Origin of the sequence: Bacillus sp. UNC437CL72CviS29 (assembly GCF_000482345.1) — a bacterium.
Taxonomy (GTDB): domain Bacteria; phylum Bacillota; class Bacilli; order Bacillales; family Bacillaceae_G; genus Bacillus_A; species Bacillus_A arachidis.
In genome coordinates, this window is record NZ_AXVB01000005.1 from 348,201 (window position 1) to 367,427 (window position 19,227).

13 protein-coding genes and 3 other annotated features are annotated in these 19,227 nt (G+C 35.1%); of the genes, 2 read left to right on the forward strand and 11 right to left on the reverse strand.

All coding sequences use genetic code 11. The features are described 5' to 3' along the window. Nucleotides 1-251 precede the first annotated feature (251 nt). From M014_RS0107100 to M014_RS0107110, 3 genes are all read right to left on the reverse strand, one after another. Nucleotides 252-2,225: an LTA synthase family protein gene (locus M014_RS0107100; RefSeq protein ID WP_026591101.1), complete on the reverse strand. Its 1,974-nt coding sequence runs from the start codon at nt 2,223-2,225 to the stop codon at nt 252-254. A 495-nt stretch (nt 2,226-2,720) separates the two neighbouring features. Beyond that, nucleotides 2,721-4,346: an ABC-F family ATP-binding cassette domain-containing protein gene (locus M014_RS0107105; RefSeq protein WP_026591102.1), complete on the reverse strand. Its 1,626-nt coding sequence runs from the start codon at nt 4,344-4,346 to the stop codon at nt 2,721-2,723. A 135-nt stretch (nt 4,347-4,481) separates the two neighbouring features. Next, the gene (locus M014_RS0107110; RefSeq protein WP_026591103.1) at nt 4,482-5,654 is read right to left on the reverse strand and encodes a GNAT family N-acetyltransferase; all 1,173 of its coding nucleotides are present in this window, start codon (nt 5,652-5,654) and stop codon (nt 4,482-4,484) included. Between the two features lie 713 nt (nt 5,655-6,367). On the opposite strand from M014_RS0107110, the gene M014_RS0107120 reads away from it, so the two are divergent. Next, nucleotides 6,368-6,904, forward strand: coding sequence for a hypothetical protein (locus M014_RS0107120; RefSeq protein ID WP_026591104.1), 537 nt, complete (start codon nt 6,368-6,370; stop codon nt 6,902-6,904). Between the two features lie 48 nt (nt 6,905-6,952). Here M014_RS0107120 and aroA read toward each other — a convergent pair whose 3' ends face one another. The 6 genes from aroA to M014_RS0107150 form a co-directional block, all read right to left on the reverse strand. Beyond that, nucleotides 6,953-8,257, reverse strand: coding sequence for a 3-phosphoshikimate 1-carboxyvinyltransferase (gene aroA, locus M014_RS0107125; protein WP_026591105.1), 1,305 nt, complete (start codon nt 8,255-8,257; stop codon nt 6,953-6,955). A gap of 18 nt (nt 8,258-8,275) precedes the next feature. Continuing rightward, on the reverse strand, nt 8,276-9,376 hold the full coding sequence (gene tyrA, locus M014_RS0107130; RefSeq protein WP_026591106.1) for a prephenate dehydrogenase: 1,101 nt from the start codon (nt 9,374-9,376) through the stop codon (nt 8,276-8,278). Further along, complete coding sequence (gene hisC / locus M014_RS0107135; RefSeq protein WP_026591107.1) at nt 9,369-10,469, reverse strand: histidinol-phosphate transaminase; 1,101 nt, start codon at nt 10,467-10,469, stop codon at nt 9,369-9,371. Before hisC ends, tyrA begins: the two co-directional genes overlap by 8 nt. A gap of 16 nt (nt 10,470-10,485) precedes the next feature. Then, on the reverse strand, nt 10,486-11,658 hold the full coding sequence (gene aroC / locus M014_RS0107140; protein WP_026591108.1) for a chorismate synthase: 1,173 nt from the start codon (nt 11,656-11,658) through the stop codon (nt 10,486-10,488). Nucleotides 11,659-11,711: 53 nt separating this feature from the next. Then, nucleotides 11,712-11,946, reverse strand: a binding site (T-box leader). A gap of 9 nt (nt 11,947-11,955) precedes the next feature. Next, complete coding sequence (locus tag M014_RS0107145; RefSeq protein ID WP_026591109.1) at nt 11,956-13,032, reverse strand: bifunctional 3-deoxy-7-phosphoheptulonate synthase/chorismate mutase; 1,077 nt, start codon at nt 13,030-13,032, stop codon at nt 11,956-11,958. Between the two features lie 139 nt (nt 13,033-13,171). After that, nucleotides 13,172-13,405, reverse strand: a binding site (T-box leader). Between the two features lie 55 nt (nt 13,406-13,460). Beyond that, nucleotides 13,461-13,692, reverse strand: a binding site (T-box leader). A 114-nt stretch (nt 13,693-13,806) separates the two neighbouring features. Then, nucleotides 13,807-17,301: a DUF4020 domain-containing protein gene (locus M014_RS0107150; RefSeq protein ID WP_026591110.1), complete on the reverse strand. Its 3,495-nt coding sequence runs from the start codon at nt 17,299-17,301 to the stop codon at nt 13,807-13,809. 187 nt (nt 17,302-17,488) lie between these two features. Here M014_RS0107150 and M014_RS0107155 point away from each other — a divergent pair, with 187 nt between their 5' ends. Further along, nucleotides 17,489-17,926 (forward strand): YndM family protein, encoded by a 438-nt coding sequence (locus M014_RS0107155; protein ID WP_026591111.1) that lies wholly within the window; start codon nt 17,489-17,491, stop codon nt 17,924-17,926. A 132-nt stretch (nt 17,927-18,058) separates the two neighbouring features. Here M014_RS0107155 and M014_RS0107160 read toward each other — a convergent pair whose 3' ends face one another. Then, the gene (locus M014_RS0107160) at nt 18,059-18,583 is read right to left on the reverse strand and encodes a cysteine hydrolase family protein (RefSeq protein ID WP_026591112.1); all 525 of its coding nucleotides are present in this window, start codon (nt 18,581-18,583) and stop codon (nt 18,059-18,061) included. Beyond that, a complete protein-coding gene (locus M014_RS0107165) occupies nt 18,583-19,134 on the reverse strand; it encodes a GNAT family N-acetyltransferase (protein WP_026591113.1) in 552 nt (183 codons plus the stop codon). The genes M014_RS0107160 and M014_RS0107165 overlap by 1 nt, the downstream gene beginning before the upstream one ends. Nucleotides 19,135-19,227: the final 93 nt, after the last annotated feature.

The following is a 19,227-nucleotide window of genomic DNA, read 5'->3' on the forward strand; positions in this document are numbered from 1 at the left end:
TATCATTCATGATTTCGATGTATGCTTGTAATGAGTACTTCTTGTTGAAAAGATGGGAGTATTACTGCCCATTAATACGGGGTAAAATTATTTCGTTTCTGTAGTATGCAATAATTATACACTTTTCATACACTCACTATACTCTATCCATACGGTATGTGAAATTACTTTGAGTCTCCTAAATAAAAAAGCCTCCTTACAAGGAATATTTATCCTTATAAGGAGGCCGGCATTGATTTATTTTTTTACGTTTAACCTTCTTGTTCTTGCTTTGTTGTTTTTACCTGCGTTTTATTTTTATCACGATGATTATAATTATATTTCGAACGATCTACAGGTGTAAATCCTTCTGGTGTGTAGAATCGGAGTAAATCACCATTTACAACTTCGTCAGAAAGCTTAAGTTTCTGTTGAACCATTTTTTCATTTTGTTTGATTTCATTCGTTGCTTCTACTGATTTTCCAGTGGTTGTATCATAATACTTTCCATTAAGCGCAGTAACGGTCGGACTTACATAGTTACCATTACGGAAAGGAACAACTTGTTGATGCTGTGTTGATAATAAATCTGTACCAAATTGGATATAATTCTTTGTATCTGTACCTAATAAGTGTAACAGTGTTGGGAGCACATCGATTTCTCCACCATATTGGTGTTGAACTCCGCCTTTCATTCCTGGAACATGAATGATTAAAGGTACACGTTGCAGTTGTGCATTTTCAAATGAATTAATTTCTTTACCCATAATTTGTGACATTGCTGCGTTATGATTATCTGAAATACCATAATGATCTCCATACATCACAATGATTGAATTGTCATATAAACCAGATTGCTTCAAGTAATCCATAAAGCCTTTTACAGATTCATCTAAATAATGTGCTGTTTGGAAATACGTATCTACAGATGTATCACCTGTTTTTGCTGGTTCAATTGTCGCTTCTTCCTTATTAATCGGATAAGGGAAGTGGTTTGACAATGTAATAAATTTCGCATAGAACGGTTGTTTTAATGTTTGTAACAATGGAATAGACTCATTAAAGAATGGCTTATCTTTTAGTCCATAGTTTACAACATCTTTTTCATTCATATCATAGTATGTTGCATCAAAGAATTTATTAAATCCAAATGATTTATAAATATCATCGCGATTCCAGAATGTTTTATAATTACCATGGAATACTGCAGATGTATAGCCCTGCTGCCCTAAAATAGCTGGTGCTGCTTGATACGTGTTATGAGCTTTGTTTGTAAATACAGATCCTTGTGGCAATCCAAATATTGAGTTTTCTAACATAAACTCCGCATCAGATGTTTTACCTTGTCCTGTTTGATGGAAGAAGTTATCAAAATACAATGTATTTGCATCATGCGTAAATGAATTTAAAAATGGTGTAACTTCTTGTCCGTTCAACTTGTAATTAATTAAAAAGTTTTGGAACGACTCTAAATGAATATAGATAACATTCATACCTTTCCCCTTACCAAAATACTCTGGATTAGGGCTTGCATAGTTCGATGCAATATAATTTCTTACACCTGTCATACTATCTCCATCTGCTAAAGCTCGTTCTGTTGATGCTTTCATGCTTTGAATCCCATCATAAATCGTATAATTATATGCACCTAAATATTTTACAATGTAGTTTCTGTCAAATGTTCTTGTCAGTAATTCCGGACGATCAGATTCTGCTAAACCTAAGTTGATGCTAAACAACAAAATCCCTGTAATAAATACAAGTGACAATTTATGTTTTGCAACACGAATTGGTTTTGGATTTGCAAATTTTGTTATGACTAACACAAGTAGAATAATTGTATCTAAGAAATATAATGGGTCATATAGGTGTAATAACGCTAAAATACTACCACCTAAATCTCCAAAATTATTTGTTTGTGTTAATGTCGGGAACGTAATAAAATCGCTGAAAAAGCGGTAATATACCACGTTTGAGTATAAAAGAATTGACAATAACAAATTAATAATAATTAACCAGATATAAGATCTTTTCCCTTTTGCAAATAATGCAAGTCCTAAAAATAGGACAGCTGAGCTTAACGGGTTGAAAAATAGCAAGAATTTTTGAATTGTGTTTGATATCCCTAGGTCAAATTCCGTAACATATGCTGCATATGTTTTTAACCAGAATAAAACAACTGCAAAAATGAAAAATCCAAAATGGTTACTTAACACACGTTTGCTCTTTAACAATAATTGTTTCATCTCTCCACCTCTTTTTAACCATCCAGGCTTATTTTTTTATAAGTCTATCTCTGTTTTTAATTTACGTCCCCAAACAACCCTCTCTTTTCTTTAACCTTATGAAGAATATTAGTAATTATAAGTTTAAGGTTGTATTTATTCAACTATTTCTTACGAAACATGTTGACCTAGATATATATTTAATGAAATACATTTGTAACATTTTTTATGACTAAAATCTAAAGACCATCCGTTTAACAAGACTCACCTACTATAAACCTTTATGCACTACTTCGCAAACATTCTTATTTCCAAAATTACCAATTGGATTTGTTGTTACTAAATTATTCATGTATTAAGAGGTCTCGACTACTTTTTATTCCCTATAATTATTCATAGTTATAAGGAAATAATATAATTTACATCCAATATTCCCCTTGTTATTCTTTATAAAATGCTCATTAAAAAATAAAAACCCTCAATCTTATAATACGATTGAGGGTTTCATACTGCAGATTATTTTTGGTTATACATTGCATTTATTTGCTTTTGAAGTTCTTCATTTTCTAAGAACTCATCGTATGTTGCTTCTTTATCGATTACACCGTTTGGCGTTACTTCGATAATACGGTTTGCAATTGTTTGTACGAACTGATGGTCATGAGATGTAAATAGTAATGTTCCTTTAAATGCGATTAAACCGTTGTTTAATGCTGTGATAGACTCAAGGTCTAAGTGGTTCGTTGGATCATCAAGTGTTAATACGTTCGCTCCACTTAACATCATTTTAGAAAGCATACAACGAACTTTTTCTCCACCTGACAATACAGAAACATTTTTCTTTACTTCTTCACCAGAGAATAGCATACGACCTAAGAAACCACGTAAGAAACTTTCTGTTTCATCTTGTGGAGAGAACTGACGTAACCATTCAACTAAGTTATATTCACTGTTCTCGAAATACTTAGAGTTATCTCTTGGGAAGTAAGCTTGAGATGTTGTAACGCCCCACTTAAATGAACCGCTATCTGGCTCCATTTCACCCATAAGAATTTTAAATAATGTTGTCATTGCAATATCATTACGTCCGATAAATGCAACTTTATCACCTTTATTTAATGTGAAGTACACATTATCTAACACTTTTTCTCCATCAATCGTTTTTGAAAGACCTTCTACAGTTAATAAGTCATTTCCTACTTCACGCTCTGGTGTGAAGCCAACGAATGGATAACGGCGTGATGATGGTTTAATATCATCTAATGTAATTTTATCTAATAACTTTTTACGAGAAGTCGCTTGCTTCGCTTTAGACGCGTTTGAACTAAAGCGTGCGATGAAGTTTTGTAGCTCTTTTACTTTCTCTTCTTTTTTCTTATTTGCATCTTGTGTTAGTTTCAATGCTAACTGGCTTGATTCATACCAGAAGTCATAGTTACCAACATATAATTGAATTTTACCGAAATCAAGATCCGCCATGTGCGTACATACTTTATTTAAGAAGTGACGGTCATGGGATACAACGATAACTGTATTTTCAAAGTTCATTAAGAAGTTCTCTAACCATTGAATTGCTTTTAAGTCTAAATGGTTGGTAGGCTCATCAAGTAATAAAATGTCAGGTTGACCAAATAAAGCTTGGGCAAGTAATACTTTTACTTTCTCTGCCCCTGTTAACTCAGACATCTTTTTATCATGAAGGTCTTCTCCAATGCCTAGTCCTTTTAAAAGGATAGCCGCTTCAGATTCAGCTTCCCAACCGTTTAGCTCAGCAAACTCACCTTCAAGTTCTGCCGCGCGCATACCGTCTTCATCACTGAAATCTTCTTTCATGTAAATTGCATTTTTTTCTTGCATTACTTTATAAAGACGTGTGTGACCCATTATTACTGTTTCTAATACAGGAAACTCTTCATATTCGAAGTGGTTCTGTTTTAACACTGCTAAACGCTCACCAGGCGTAATATTTACATCGCCTGTTGATGGGTCAATTTCTCCAGATAAAATCTTTAGAAATGTTGATTTACCAGCACCGTTTGCTCCGATTAAACCGTAGCAGTTACCTGGTGTGAATTTTATGTTAACATCTTCAAATAATTTTCTGTCCGCAAAGCGCAATCCTACGTTACTAACTGTAATCATGTGGTTCCTCCAATTTTAATACTTTTATATATATATCTCACTAACTATAACATATTTAGCCATCTAAAGGTATATCTAATCATCTTTCTATTTCAGCAACCGCAATTTTCTATTCAAAACCAAAAATGAAATCACTTAAAAGAAATCATAAATAAACGGCTTATGTAATGGAATCAAATGTTCTAACTCTTTCACTTCTTCCTCAGTTCCTGAAACAGAGCCAATTTCGTATAACTCTAGCGGACGTTTATATCCGAATAACATTGCTGATAAATCATTTATATTTAAATGAATTCCTCCACTGTTCCATTTTTCTGTTTCTTCTTTACTAATAATTACTACTTCTTTACTTTGTAATTTAACCGTCACATTATTCCATGGGGCAAATGAATCTGAAATATGCAAAATCACTTCGTTTTGTTGATTACTCCAAACAAATGAATATTGATTTAAAAACTGCTCCACGTCTACAATTCGAACCATAAAATAAGGAGTAATTTCAGCCTTAATTCGAGGCTCTTGTAGAGTATAAAGTAATGGCTCTGTTTCACTTAGTATCATCTTAAGTTCTCTTATCATAGAATCATGTTGGCAAATAAAATTCCAAAGTCCCCTTCTAGCTTCATTATTTAGCGGTACAAATTCTTCTACTGTCATTTTTGAATCATTTATTTTGTACAGTATGTAACCAGTAGCTTCATTTTCTTCATTGTAATAGACTGCTGCCGCCTTGTCATGATAAACTGCTTGCCCCCACCAATCTGTACTTCTAACTAGCATACCAGCGAATCGCCTCGCAAATTGCTCATATACTGCTTCTATTTCTTTTGGATGTGAATCTTTATTAAAACGTCTCACATTCCCTTTCACATGCTTTTGCATCACTAAATCACTCTTCGTCATTGAACATACGAAACGATTGGCAAATAGTTCCCATCCAAACTTTCTGTAAAATGAAACTGCGAATGGATGTAACATTGATACACTAAATCCGTCTTGTTTCATTTTTTGCAGTACATGTTTCAATAGTTCTTTTACATATCCACTACGTCTATACTCTGGGTATGTTGCCACCCCTGCAATTCCACCCATTTTAAATACCTCATCACCAATATTTATTTCTAACGGAAGAAGATGCAGTTTTGCTGCGAGTTGATCTCCTTCTAATATCCCAAACAATTGATGGTGCTTTTTCATTAATGTTAGACGCTTTTCAATCTGATCTTCTGGTACTTTATATTGGAAAGCATATTCGGATAATGTAATTGCTTCTCTATATTGTTGCCCTGCTAATTCAACTACTTTCATGACTTTTCTCCTCCTATTCCCTTAATACATTCGTACTCATGCGGATAAAATCCTATGCAAAAATGAGAAAGGGCGATGAAATATACATCGCCCTTTCTAAAATCGTTATATATATTGGTGTAACAAAAAACATCTTCCACATAAAGTGAAACTTTAATCAGTGGGGTTTTCTTCATCCCCCACTGATTATTAGCCCTCACCAATCGGGCTTTTACGGGCAGTTTATCTCCCACCTAACTTCTTAAAGGAAAGCGGAAGCGGCTCGCACAGAATCGCAGGACGCCCAAACACCCGAACAGAGAGGCGCTTTTTGCCTCGTCCAAGGGGGCGAAATGGCCGAAGATTCTAGCCGCTAGAGCTGGACAATACTTTCGCTGAATTTTGAGGTAGGAGTGTTACTGCTCGTTAATATGAGATAAAGATTTTCCATAAAACAAAAGGTTCTTTGTACTAATCACTTTCAGCACGTCCTTTGTATATCATATAAAGTGAAACTTTAGTCAGTGGGATTTTTCCTCATCCCTACGGATTATTAGCTCCACCGATTAGACTTTTACGGGCAGTTCATGCAAGATAAAATATGCAAAGCAAATAGTGCCCTTGTTCGATCTTACAAATCGTTCGTTTAGATAATTTGAATACCCAGATGCATACATTATCTAATTACTCCTCTATTCTTAACTAATAAATAAAGAAGGGAAGAATAAATAATTATGAGTTCTTATTATGACAAATTAAATAGATTGAATGGAAATCGAGATTCCCTTTCTCAAAGAACAAATGGCGACCTTAGAGGAGAGAGTTGTGAATCTACAAGGCCATCAGCATTTAGAGCAGTCAACATATCTTCACTTCAACAAATACCTGCTAATACTACTGTTAAAGTTTTATATCCTAACATTCAATTTGATTTGGCTAATGAATTCAATTCAGCTGCCTCCATGTTCATCCCTAACACAAGGGGTGTATACTCATTGATTGCCAGCCTTCTTTTTTCACCTAATAATTGTAATTCATCTTACAGAGGAAGAATAAACATTCAAGTAAATGGTCATGAAATAGCTGCTGATAATGATTTCTTTGGAGCAAATATCCAAATTAAAAATATTATATCCGTTTCTACCATTGCTCAATTAAAATGCGAGGATATTGTTGAGGTATTTTTTCTCTCTAACGTAGCTGGTACAATTAATATATTTAATAGCATTTCACGTTTTGAAGGAGCTAGATTTCCCTCTCCAGCAACCTAATCTAAAACGTCTATAACAAATGTTTCACTAATGTTATAGACGTTTATTTTATGACTTTTCCAATTCAGTTTGTAGTTTGTTTAGTTCTTTAAAGAATGTAGGATACGAAACTCCAACAGCTTCTGCATCTTCTAGTATTGTGTTACCATCTGCTATAGCGCCCGCAATCCCAAGCATCATACCGATTCGGTGATCACTATGACTATTTACTTTATTCCCCTTTAACGAGGACTTACCGTAAATAATCATTCCATCATCCGTCGCTTCAATATGTGCTCCTAATTTAGTTAATTCAGCTACAACTGTATCTATTCGGTTTGTTTCTTTTACTTTCAATTCATGTGCATCCTTAATAACTGTATTCCCTTCTGCTTGTGTTGCCGCCAGCGCAATGATTGGAATTTCATCAATAAGTCTTGGGATAATATCTCCACCGATTTCAATCCCTTGAAGTGATGATGTTTCAATTGTAATATTCGCAGCAGGTTCTGACGCAGAATTATGAATAGGATGTATTTCTAAATTAGCACCCATTTTCGTAAGAACATCAATAATCCCTGTACGAGTTGGATTCATTCCAACATTTTTTAATACAAGTTTACTATTTGGAACAATCGCACCCGCAACTAAGAAAAATGCTGCTGAAGAGACATCACCTGGAACTTGGATATCCGTCCCGATTAAATGTTGCCCACCCGCAATTTTTACAGTTTTGTCCTCACGAATTACTGTAACACCAAACGCTTCAAGCATTTTTTCCGTATGGTCTCGTGAAATATGAGGTTCTGTAACAGTTGTTACACCTTCAGCCGTCAGCCCCGCGAGTAGAATGGCTGATTTCACTTGCGCGCTTGCTACAGGTGAAGTGTAGTCAATTGCTTTTAAATTTCCACCCCTTATTGTAAGTGGGGTAAATGTTCCTTCTTCTCTACCGCCAATTTTTGCTCCCATAAGCCTAAGCGGATTCGTTACGCGTTTCATTGGCCTTTTTCCAATTGATGAATCCCCTTGAATACAGGAGTGGAAAGGCGTATTTGCAAGTATTCCAGACATTAACCGTATCGTTGTACCTGAATTACCAACATCTAAAACATTTTTCGGTTCTTGTAATCCTTCTATTCCTTTTCCAATTACAACTACTTCATCACCATTTTGCGAAATTTCTACTCCCATTTCTCTAAAACAAGAAATTGTACTTAAACAATCTTCACCAGGTAAAAAACCCTTAATTGTTGTTTTCCCTTGTGCAATTGCTCCGAACATAACCGCACGGTGTGAGATAGATTTATCACCAGGAATTGTAATTGTCCCTCTTAATCCACTTTTGACAGTTTGTATCATTACTTCTTTCACAGTGTCACCCTCTCCCTATCATATTGTTTCATACGTTTGGTACTGTTCTTTCTGAAGTACTATCGTCGCTTTTAAGCGATCTTCTTCTCTTTGGAAACTAATACGAAGCACACCAAGTAATCCTTCTCGCGCTTCTATAATTTGCAGATTTGTAATACTAATTTCTTCATAAGCTAAAATACTCGTAATATGAGCTAATGCCCCTACTTTATCTAAAACATCAACATATAAGTCATGGAAAGCTGGAATCGCTCCGCTTTTTCGAACGGGTAAAGAATCACGGTACTGTTTCGCATTTTCAAAGTAGTTTTGTAATTCAACAGAATCACCTACAGAAACCGTCTTGTACAGCTCTTTCATCTCACTAATCCACTCTTCTAGTAATTGTAATAAATGACTTTGATTCTGTTTTACGATATCACTCCACATTTTCGGACTGCTCGAGGCAATACGTGTAATATCCTTAAACCCACCTGCCGCAAGTTGATGGATAAGTGGATTGTCCCCTCCATGTTTTTCAACTTGTTTCACCAACCCCGCCGCAATTAGATGTGGAAAATGACTCACAATTCCGGTTACATAATCATGCTCTTCTGTATTTAATACAAGAAAATGAGATCTTGTTCCTTTTAACCAATCTTTTAATTCTTCTACTCGATGATCTGACACATGACTCCTTGGTGTTAAAATATAAAATGCATTTTCAAACAAGTGAGCCTTTGCACTTTCAACACCCGTTTTATGCGAACCTGCCATCGGATGTCCCCCAATAAAAGCCACTCCTGCAGGTAATAGATCTTCAGCTTCATTCATAATCTTGCCCTTTGTACTACCTACATCTGTAACAATTACATCTTCACGTAAATCATATAATGCAAGCTGACGTAATAACTTTATTGTTTCTTCAACTGGAGAAGCAAAAATAATTAAATTTGCCTCTTCACAAGCAGCCTGTAAATCTCCTGCAACTTTATCAATTACATGAAATTCTTTCGCGCGCTCCATTTGTTCACTATGAATATCATAACCTGTAATCATCACTTCATGTTCCCTCTTTATTGCTAATGCAAGCGAACCACCTATTAAACCTGTCCCAATTAATACAACTTTTTTACACATTTGCCTCATCTCTAAACTTATTCTTTCTATTTATAAAGTGCTGTTTTAACACTGAAATCACTCCTTCATTCTGTTCACTCGTTCCAATCGTAATCCGGACACCATTTGAAAACGGACGAATAATAAAACCTGCGTGTGCACATCGTTCATAGATTTCCTCTGCATCGTCTACTGGTAAAAAGATAAAGTTTGTTTGAGATGGATAAAACGGAATCCCATTCTCGGTACAAAAACTCTCATATCGCTCTAATCCTTCTCGATTTACACGAGCGATCTCCTTTATAAATCCATCATCATTACAAGCGATTGTTGCCGCTCTTTGCGCAAATAAAGAAACATTAAATGGCAAACGAACAACATTTAATTTCTCAATCAATTCTGCCTGTCCAATTGCATACCCTATGCGAAATGATGCTAAACCATATGCTTTGGAAAATGTTCGTAATACAAGAAGGTTTTTATGTTTTTTCAATAATGGTATTGTTTCTGGAAAATCTTTCGCTGTTACATACTCATAGTACGCTTCATCAATTACAATTAGCGCATCATCATGTACACTATTTATAAATTTATTTAATTTTCGGTCATCAATATATGTGCCCGTTGGATTATTTGGATTACAAATCCAAATTATTTTTGTCTTTTCATCTACAGTTAAAACAATTTCCTCTAAGTCATAAATCCCTTTCTTTAATGGAACTTCTCTTACTTCACAACCTTCAATCACTGCATGATGACGATATTGCGGAAAAGTTTCTCCTGCTGTTACTACATTATCTCCCTTACAAAGTACCGCACGACTTATAATTTGAATAACTTCATCAAGTCCACTTCCGCATAAAATTTGTTCCTTTTGAACTTGCAGTTTTTCTGCGATTGTTTGACGAAGCTCTAATGCCCCTCCATCAGGATATAAAGCATGGTCATGCCATGTTTTTTGTAATTCTTCTTTAACACGTGGTGAACAACCAAATGGATTTTCATTTGATGCTAATTTTACAAATGAATGATCCCCATATACTTCTTTCATTTGCTCCGCTGATTTGCCTGGCTTATATGGCTGTAATGATGATAATTGCTCTTTCATCTTCATTTGTAATCCATCCTTTTTAAAATTCTTTTGCATATTTGTTATGCTGCGTTATATTTTGCTTGATTAATTCCATGCGATCTTTTCCGAATTGTTCAACTAATGCATCCGCAAGTTCCCATGCAACAACAGCCTCTGCAACAACACTTGCAGCTGGTACTGCACAGCTGTCAGATCGTTCAATACTTGCTTGGAATGCTTCTTTCGTATCAATATCTACACTCGCCAGTGGTTTATATAATGTAGGAATCGGCTTCATTACACCTCTTACTACAATTGGCATTCCTGTAGTCATACCACCTTCTAATCCACCTGCATGATTCGTTTTTCTCGTATATCCTCTTTCTTCGTCCCATAGAATTTCATCATGTACAGAACTTCCTGGCTGCCTTGCCGCCTCAAATCCAATCCCGATTTCAGCACCTTTAAAAGCATTAATACTCATAATTGCTCCTGCAAGCTTTGCATCTAATTTTCGATCGTAATGGACGTAACTTCCAACGCCAATTGGCATTCCTTCCGCAATGACTTCTACAATTCCGCCAATTGAATCACCGTTTGCTTTCGCAGTATCAATCGCATCCATCATTGTTTGTTCTACCTCTTTATCTAAACAACGAACAGACGAATTTTCTGTGATTGTTTGAATTTCTTCTATTGATAACTGCCCTACATGACTTGCTTTGACACCGCCAATTTCAAGAACATGCCCAGCGATCTGTACATCTAATTCTTTTAAAACTTGCTTTGCAACTGCACCAGCTGCTACTCTTACGGTTGTTTCCCTTGCAGAAGAGCGCTCTAGAACATTTCGTATATCACGGTGCCCATACTTAATTGCACCGTTTAAATCTGCATGTCCCGGACGTGGTTTTGTAATCGTGCGTTTCATTTCTTTACTTTCTTGCTCAGAAATCGGTTCAGCTCCCATTACTTTCGTCCAATGTTTGAAGTCATCATTTTTTACGATTAATGTAATTGGGGAACCAAGTGTCACTCCGTGGCGTACACCACTTACAATCTCTACTGTATCTGTTTCAATTTGCATGCGTCTCCCGCGACCATGGCCTTTTTGTCTTCTTAATAATTCCTTATTAATATGTTCTGCTTGTAACGATAACCCTGCAGGTACACCTTCTAAAATAACAGTTAACTGTGGACCATGTGATTCTCCAGCTGTAATGTATCTCATTTCTCTTACCCCTTTATTATTTTTTTGTACAAAAAAGTCCCTACTGAGCAATCAGTAGGGACGATTATTATCGCGGTACCACCCTAATTGTAGACTACCTTCGTCTACCTCTTATCATTTTTAACGATCTATAAAACCGTCTTTCCCTTCGTAAAGACCATGATCTTTACTACGAAAAAGATGCTCTAGGGCTGTAATTCATGCTTATCTTTGTACTGATTCTCAGCGTCCATCAGCTCTCTATAAACAGGGAGATAAGCACTACTGTTTCCCTTTCAACGCATATTCAATATGAAATTAAGATAATTTATTTTTGAATCCTTTTAACTCTTCCATGAATTTATGGAACTCTGGAATATCCATTTGTTGTGCAGAATCAGATAATGCAACTGCTGGATCCGGATGTACCTCAGCCATTACTGCGTCTGCTCCAATTGCCAGTGCCGCTTTTGCAGTAGGTAATAATAAATCTCTGCGTCCTGTAGAATGTGTTACATCTACGACAACTGGTAAATGTGTTTCTTTCTTTAAAATTGGCACTGCTGAAATATCTAACGTATTACGCGTCGCTCTTTCGTATGTGCGGATACCACGCTCACATAGAATAATTTGATCATTCCCTTGCGCGATAATGTATTCAGCTGCATGAATGAATTCGTCAATTGTTGCTGCTAAACCACGTTTTAATAACACTGGTTTATTTACTTTACCTACAGCTCTTAGTAAATCGAAGTTTTGCATGTTTCGTGCTCCAACTTGAATGACATCAACGTAATCAAGAGCCATCTCTACATCGTTTGGATTTAAAATTTCACTAATAATCGCTAAATCGAATTCATCAGCTACTTGACGTAAAATTTGTAAGCCTTCAATCCCTAATCCTTGGAAGTCGTATGGTGATGTTCTCGGTTTGAAAGCACCACCGCGCATTAATTTTAATCCTTGTTCTTTCATCGCTTGCCCTACTTGGCGAACTTGCTCTAAGCTTTCTACAGCACAAGGCCCCATAATGAACGTTTGCTTTCCATTTCCTAATAATTCACCTTTTACATCAACAATTGTATTTTCTTTTTTCTTTTTACGTGAAACAAGTAACGCTTTACGATTGTCATCCTCCTGCAATTCTAAGCTTGCTTTGAAAATTGTTTTGAAAATGTGTTGAACTGTTGAAGTTTCGAATGGACCTTCATTATGTTCCGCAATCATATCCAGTACTTCACGCTCACGAACTGGATCAAAACGTTTCGTACCTTGCACTTGTTTTTGTTTTCCAATCTTTTGAACGATTTCTCCACGTTTATTTAACAGTTGTAATAATTGTAAATTGATTTCATCCACCTGTTTACGTAATTGTTCTAACTCATGATTTGCCATTTTAAAATCCTCCTTTTAATGTTTAAAACTATTTGAAGAGAATAAAAATTCCCTATTTTCTGAATTAAAATTCTATAAAAACTTATTGTGAGATCGATTCCGCCTTTTTTGTGTACAAAAAATCCCTACTGATCTACTCAGTAGGGACGATATTTATCGCGGTACCACCCTAGTTGTAGACTACTTTCGTCTACCTCTCTTCACTGTTAACGATCGTTTGACCGTCTTTCCCTTCATAAAGACTATCATCTTTACTACGAAAAAGATGCTCCAGGACTGTAATTCGCACTTGTTTTTGTACTGGTTCACACCAACCACCAGCTCTCTGTTACAGGGAAACAACTACTACTTCTTTTCCTTTCACTGCATGTAATATTCAATTTTCAAGTTGGACCACAAAAATACAAAAAGTCCCTACTGATCCAATCAGTAGGGACGATATTTATCGCGGTACCACCCTAGTTGTAGACTACTTTCATCTACCTCTCTTCACTGTTAACGATCATTTGACCGCTTTTCCTTCATAAAGAACATATATCTTTACTCGAAAAAGATGCTCCAAGACTGTAATTCATGAGTATCCCTGTACTGATTCACACCAACCATCAGCTCTCTGTTACAGTAAGATCTTCACTACTGTGATCTCTTCATTGCACTTTGTTTATTCAAATGTTTGTGAAATTGAATAAGTATGATTCGTATTATAGAATGCTTTTTAAAATACTGTCAATACTTTTTTAGTTATTTTTTTAAAATCCCACTCTTTCCCCACTATCAATCTTGTAAATTTGTCATCACAAGTCCAATACGAATCATTTCGTTTTGAATAGATATTAATAATTGTTTCTCCACTTGGTAATCTGTTAACAATTGTTTAATCTCAATGATTTCATTTTCAAAAGAATTTGCCTCATGAAGGTTTTGCAGTAGCGAAAAAAATAATTCACCATAGGTTTCCACATGATATTTCATGTTATTTTTCTTTTCCAAAATAGCCAAAAATAGTTGTTTCATTTCCGCTTGGTCGTAACGTTCTGATATGGGAGAGAAACGAGTAAGAATTGTTTGTATTCCGTTTTCTGCAACTTCATCCATATATAATACAAAACGTAAAAACATGACATATTCTCTACCAGTTACAGAACTCATTTTTGGACGTTCCATTAAAAAACCAGCTAACCAAGCCTCCCAAAATTTTTGTTGTTCTCTTACGCTTAATGTTTTCACATAATAACATAAGTATTCCATAAACTTAATTTTGTCATTTTCCGTTTCCTGTATAAAAAGTGGATATAACCAATCGGCTCGTTGATCCCAATATAATACACATTTAATAAAAACAAAGCTGAGCCACTTTAAAAATACTTTCTTTGTATGTGGATGTAATACATATAAATGTTCGACTGCATATTTAATATATCGCTTTATCTCTGTAAATAGCGGTAAATTTATTTGTGTATAGCAAAGGCCTGACCATGCATATTTTATTACCCTATCTTGTTTTTTTAAGTCGAGATAAGGTAGCAAATTTTTTCTACACCATTGTTTCTCAATATGGTACAAAAATGTTATGTCTGCCGTTAATCGTGCAAGCATGAAATGTGTACTCTGTGACAACGTTCGCATTTGTTCTTCAAATAAAAACAAGTATTCGTGAATGTTCCGATCGTATAAGTGATCATATGCTAGCAGCTTTAATAATACTGACGTCATCTTTCCAATAGGATGTTGAATAGACTCATTATAAAAGTCATGTTCCCCTATCTTGAAATTCGGATCACTTTTCATTACTTGGGGAAATAAAGAAAAGGCAAAACGTTTCACAACACGTATACTATCCTCTTGAAATTCTTCTAATCGATTGCTGATTTCATAAAGAAAACTACTAATTAACCATTGAAAAGATGTATTCCTTACAAATTGTTGTAAGAGTGGAATAATTTTTTGTATCTGTTGATTAGTAAGCTTTCGATTATTCCCCCATGCCCTAATACAGACAAACCATACTTCATTACTTACCATACTTTCCCCTACTAATTGATAAGCAAGCGAAATACTCCACTCTGTATTCAATTTACATGCTTTTGATAACATTTCTAAAAAATGACGCTGTTCAAAAATACCGTCATGAGAAAAGAGCTTAACTTGTTTCATCATTTCATGCTCTTTCAATTGCAATAACCCATCAGCAGTTACGTTACATGTAATGCTTTGTACAGCATCCTCTACTCGCTTTTCACCATAACTCTCTGGGGAAAAATGCGGATGTTTTTGTTTCATTTTTTTATATGCTTGTACTGTACAATTACCATTCGGATCACATGTGTATAGTAAATCCATAACAAGACAAGCATCAAAAGCTCTCTCATTAACAAGGTGTTTCATCACCCTTTGTAACACCTCTTGTTTACTTTGTTCCGAAGCACAGGAATAATGCTTCTTTAAAAAATTAAATACTTCATGCCTATATGTAACATGTAAAAGTAAATTTTGTTCTAGCAACCATTTGACTTTTTCATCGTCAGTTGCAAATGAATTTTCACTCATTGCCTCTACCGCAATTCGTTTTTGTAATATACTATCTGTTTCAATCATTTGAGCGATATAGTAGTTTGCCTTTCTCTTATGATTCGCACATAAATATGCGAGGGATTCTTTTACAATACGAATTAAAAATGTAAAATCTTTTGGCTGTAAATCATGTTCAGAAAACTCGACTCTATTATATGTCACACCGTCCTTTTTCTCTAATGCAGCCTGTCTTAAAAATAACATTTGGATTTTTTCTAATCCCATAACCATAATTTGGTCAGCAAAATATGCGATATGCGGTTTCATTCTTTCATCCCAAATCTGTTGTACAAATGAAAATACAGGAACTGGCAAACGACTTGTTTCCTCTAATTCAATCGAATCCTGCATATCGTGTTCCCATCTTCTGACACGTTTTAATTTAATCTTTCCATCCAAAATAAACGCCAACAATAAGATGAAAATTTCTTTATGTTCAGGGAAAGAACATCTATGTAACAAATGTGAAACAAGTTCTATAGAACTGCTATTTTTTTCTGCTGTTTCTAGTAAAAGTAATGTCCATTTTGCAAATAATAGCGGTTCAACCTGCTCTTTTGTTTCGTTTAAATACGTACAAATGGTTCGCCATAACAAAGGAGAAATTTTTGAGTGATTTTTATAAATAAGCTGAAATAATTCTTTTTGATGACTAAAAAGAAATTGTTCGACAAGCCAATCGGCCAGCAATTCATCCTCTTCATTATGAATGGTGGAAAGTAAAAATAAATTTTGGAGTTTCCCTTCTGCCTCTAACCATTCTACCCACTCGTAATCACGAGCAAATTCTATAAAATACCGGAGTGTTTCGATCTTTTTTACTGATTGCTTTATATATGATAATTGCTCTTGTTCAACTGATGGTGGAACTGTCACAATATCACGAATCCGCATTCTTTTTGTAATATAGTTATCCCCCATTAATTCAGCCCAGCGCCTCACAGCTTGCACAAGTGCCTGATGATTGTTCACCTTATTTGGATAAACAATGGGGCGTACTCCCAAATGCTCCCAATGATATGTATTATCTCCTTGAGCAACAAATGCATAACGTCTTGTACTCGGTGGTAAACCTGTTGCTAAATATTTCATAACAGGATCATTATGGCTATATCCGATGAATAGTACCGTATAATTCGAAAATAAATCAACTAAAAATCTTCTTGCCCATCCCTCTGTTAAGTAAGCCCTTCCAAAATCACCGTCCGTTAATATTAAATTTTCTTTCTCCTGCTCTATATTGCCATGTATATATGCTAAACCTTTGAACGCTCTACCTGTTGGAAGTGCAGGTGCGTAATATATATTAATATCTCGATTCATTTGTCTAATTACACTTGTAAAATGTTGATCAAAATTTGTAGTGACGATGCGAACATCAATGTCATCTGAAAAAAGCCGCGGAATGGCATAGTGTAATGGATTCGGCTTTGAATCTTTCACATCAACAAGATCTTGTGCAACTTGATGTACATCTTTCGTCTTCGCAACTTTTCCAAGATAATAATCATGCGGTTCGTTTTTTTCACGCTTTTCAACGTATAAAGTTTCCGCAATTTCATCAACTAAATCATCGAAATTTGGTAAGTTTGAGTTCCCTTTCATAGAAACCCCTGCTCCGACAAATAATACAAGCCTTCCTTGCTCAAGATTATCAAATAGTTCATCTGGAATTTCTACTTCTGAAGTAATCCACATCTGGATCCCCCCTTACCTAAAAATGTCATATACTCTCATTTTACTATAACATTTTTTGTTTATTTTTTTAATATTTCGACAAGATGTTTAACATGAAAAAAATTTTTTTACACTCATGTACATACATAAGGAATGTATGAACTTCTTGTTTTATACCAAAACTATGTAAAAACAGGAGGTGTGCACTGTGAGCAATTTTACTAATGTGCTTATCAAATTTATATCGTGTATCATTGCTTTTGCTATCGGACTTGATTTGTTTTTTGATGCAACAATTGTTGATGTTATTTCCTTTAGCCTGTTTGTAACAATCGTTTCCTATATGTTTGTTGATAAGATTCTATTGGAGCACATCGGCAATTCCGCCGCTATTATGGCCGACTTTTTGTTGACATATTTAAGCGTATGGATTTTCGGTAATATTTTATTGGACAATTATATGCAGATCGCATGGGGTAGTATTCTGTCCGCTATTCTCTTTACGTTATCTGAAGTATTTGTGCATCGCGCCTCTCATACGCATGAAAGACATAAAAATGAGCGAATTAATATGAATGGTCGATTCGCGTATGGAACTGAGTTTGCTGAAGAACAAAACATCTTAGATAAAGATAAGAAAAAATAAGAAAAGAAGGATGTCACAATCTATATCATGACATCCTTCTTTTTCATAAACTTTTCTTTTGATAATATTGCTCCATAACAGATTGCGGAACCATTCCGCTACCTGCTGTCACTACTTCCTTTCAATTCGATTTTATACTTCTATCTTTATATTTTTGAAATCCACAACATCAGCAAATGCACCCAGTACTGCATTATGATGCTTAACAATTTCTTCCGCGCTCAATTGCTCCGAGTCAAATGTACTATGTGCATCGCGAATCAAAGTTACTTTATATCCTTCACTAAAAGCTCTGCGAGTTGTTGTATCCACACAATATTCTGTTTGCATTCCTGATATAATTACATGTTCGATTTCCTTATCTTCTAATACTTTACGAAGATTTGTTTTATGGAAAGAATCTGGTGTTTCTTTTTCGATAATGGTATCACCATCTTTCGGTGCAATGTCAGAATGAATATTCCAGGCCGGTTTTCCTTTTTCGAAAGGATGACCTTTAGGCCCATTATGCTGTACATATATAACAGGAATCTCATTTGAACGACATTTTTGAATTAATTCTTGTAAGGTTTCTAATAATTTCTGTCCATTATGTACTGGTCCATTTGCTGTATACATACCTTCTTGAACATCTATTACTACCAAAGCTTTCTTCATCACACATCGCTCCCTTTTTTTCTATACTCCATCATCCAGCAATCTTCTAATTTCCCTTCGTGTAACTCATGTGCTTTTAATCTTTTCACCTTCTGAAATCCACATTTTTCATAACACCGAATGGCACGTTCGTTACTTACTCTTGGATCCATTGCAATTGCTTCTGCCCCTAATTCGTTGATGATATATGTAATTGTAGCTTGGACGAGTTCTGTACCAATTCCTCTATTCCAATATATTGGTTCACCAATAAATTGGTCCATGCCCCATATATCCTGATTTTCTCTATATCCATATAACTTGTTCCATTCTGATTCTATCGGGTACATTTGCACATAACCAATTTGTTCTCCAGCATATTCTACTAGACACCTTTTTTCATCACTCTTTGGATTTTGGATAAAATGCATACGTACTTTTTCTGGAGATTGCGGATTATCTCTGCCTTCGTAATACTGTAAAACTTCAGGATTTGTTAACCATTTTGAAATTGTATTCACATCTTCTTCTATAACATATCTAATCGATACATCCCCTTTTTGAAATAACATATTTCACCTCTTTATTCATAGCCTTATAATATTCTATACTCATTGAATTAAGTCCTCTTATTAGACAGTGAATACGATACACCGCCTTGCCAT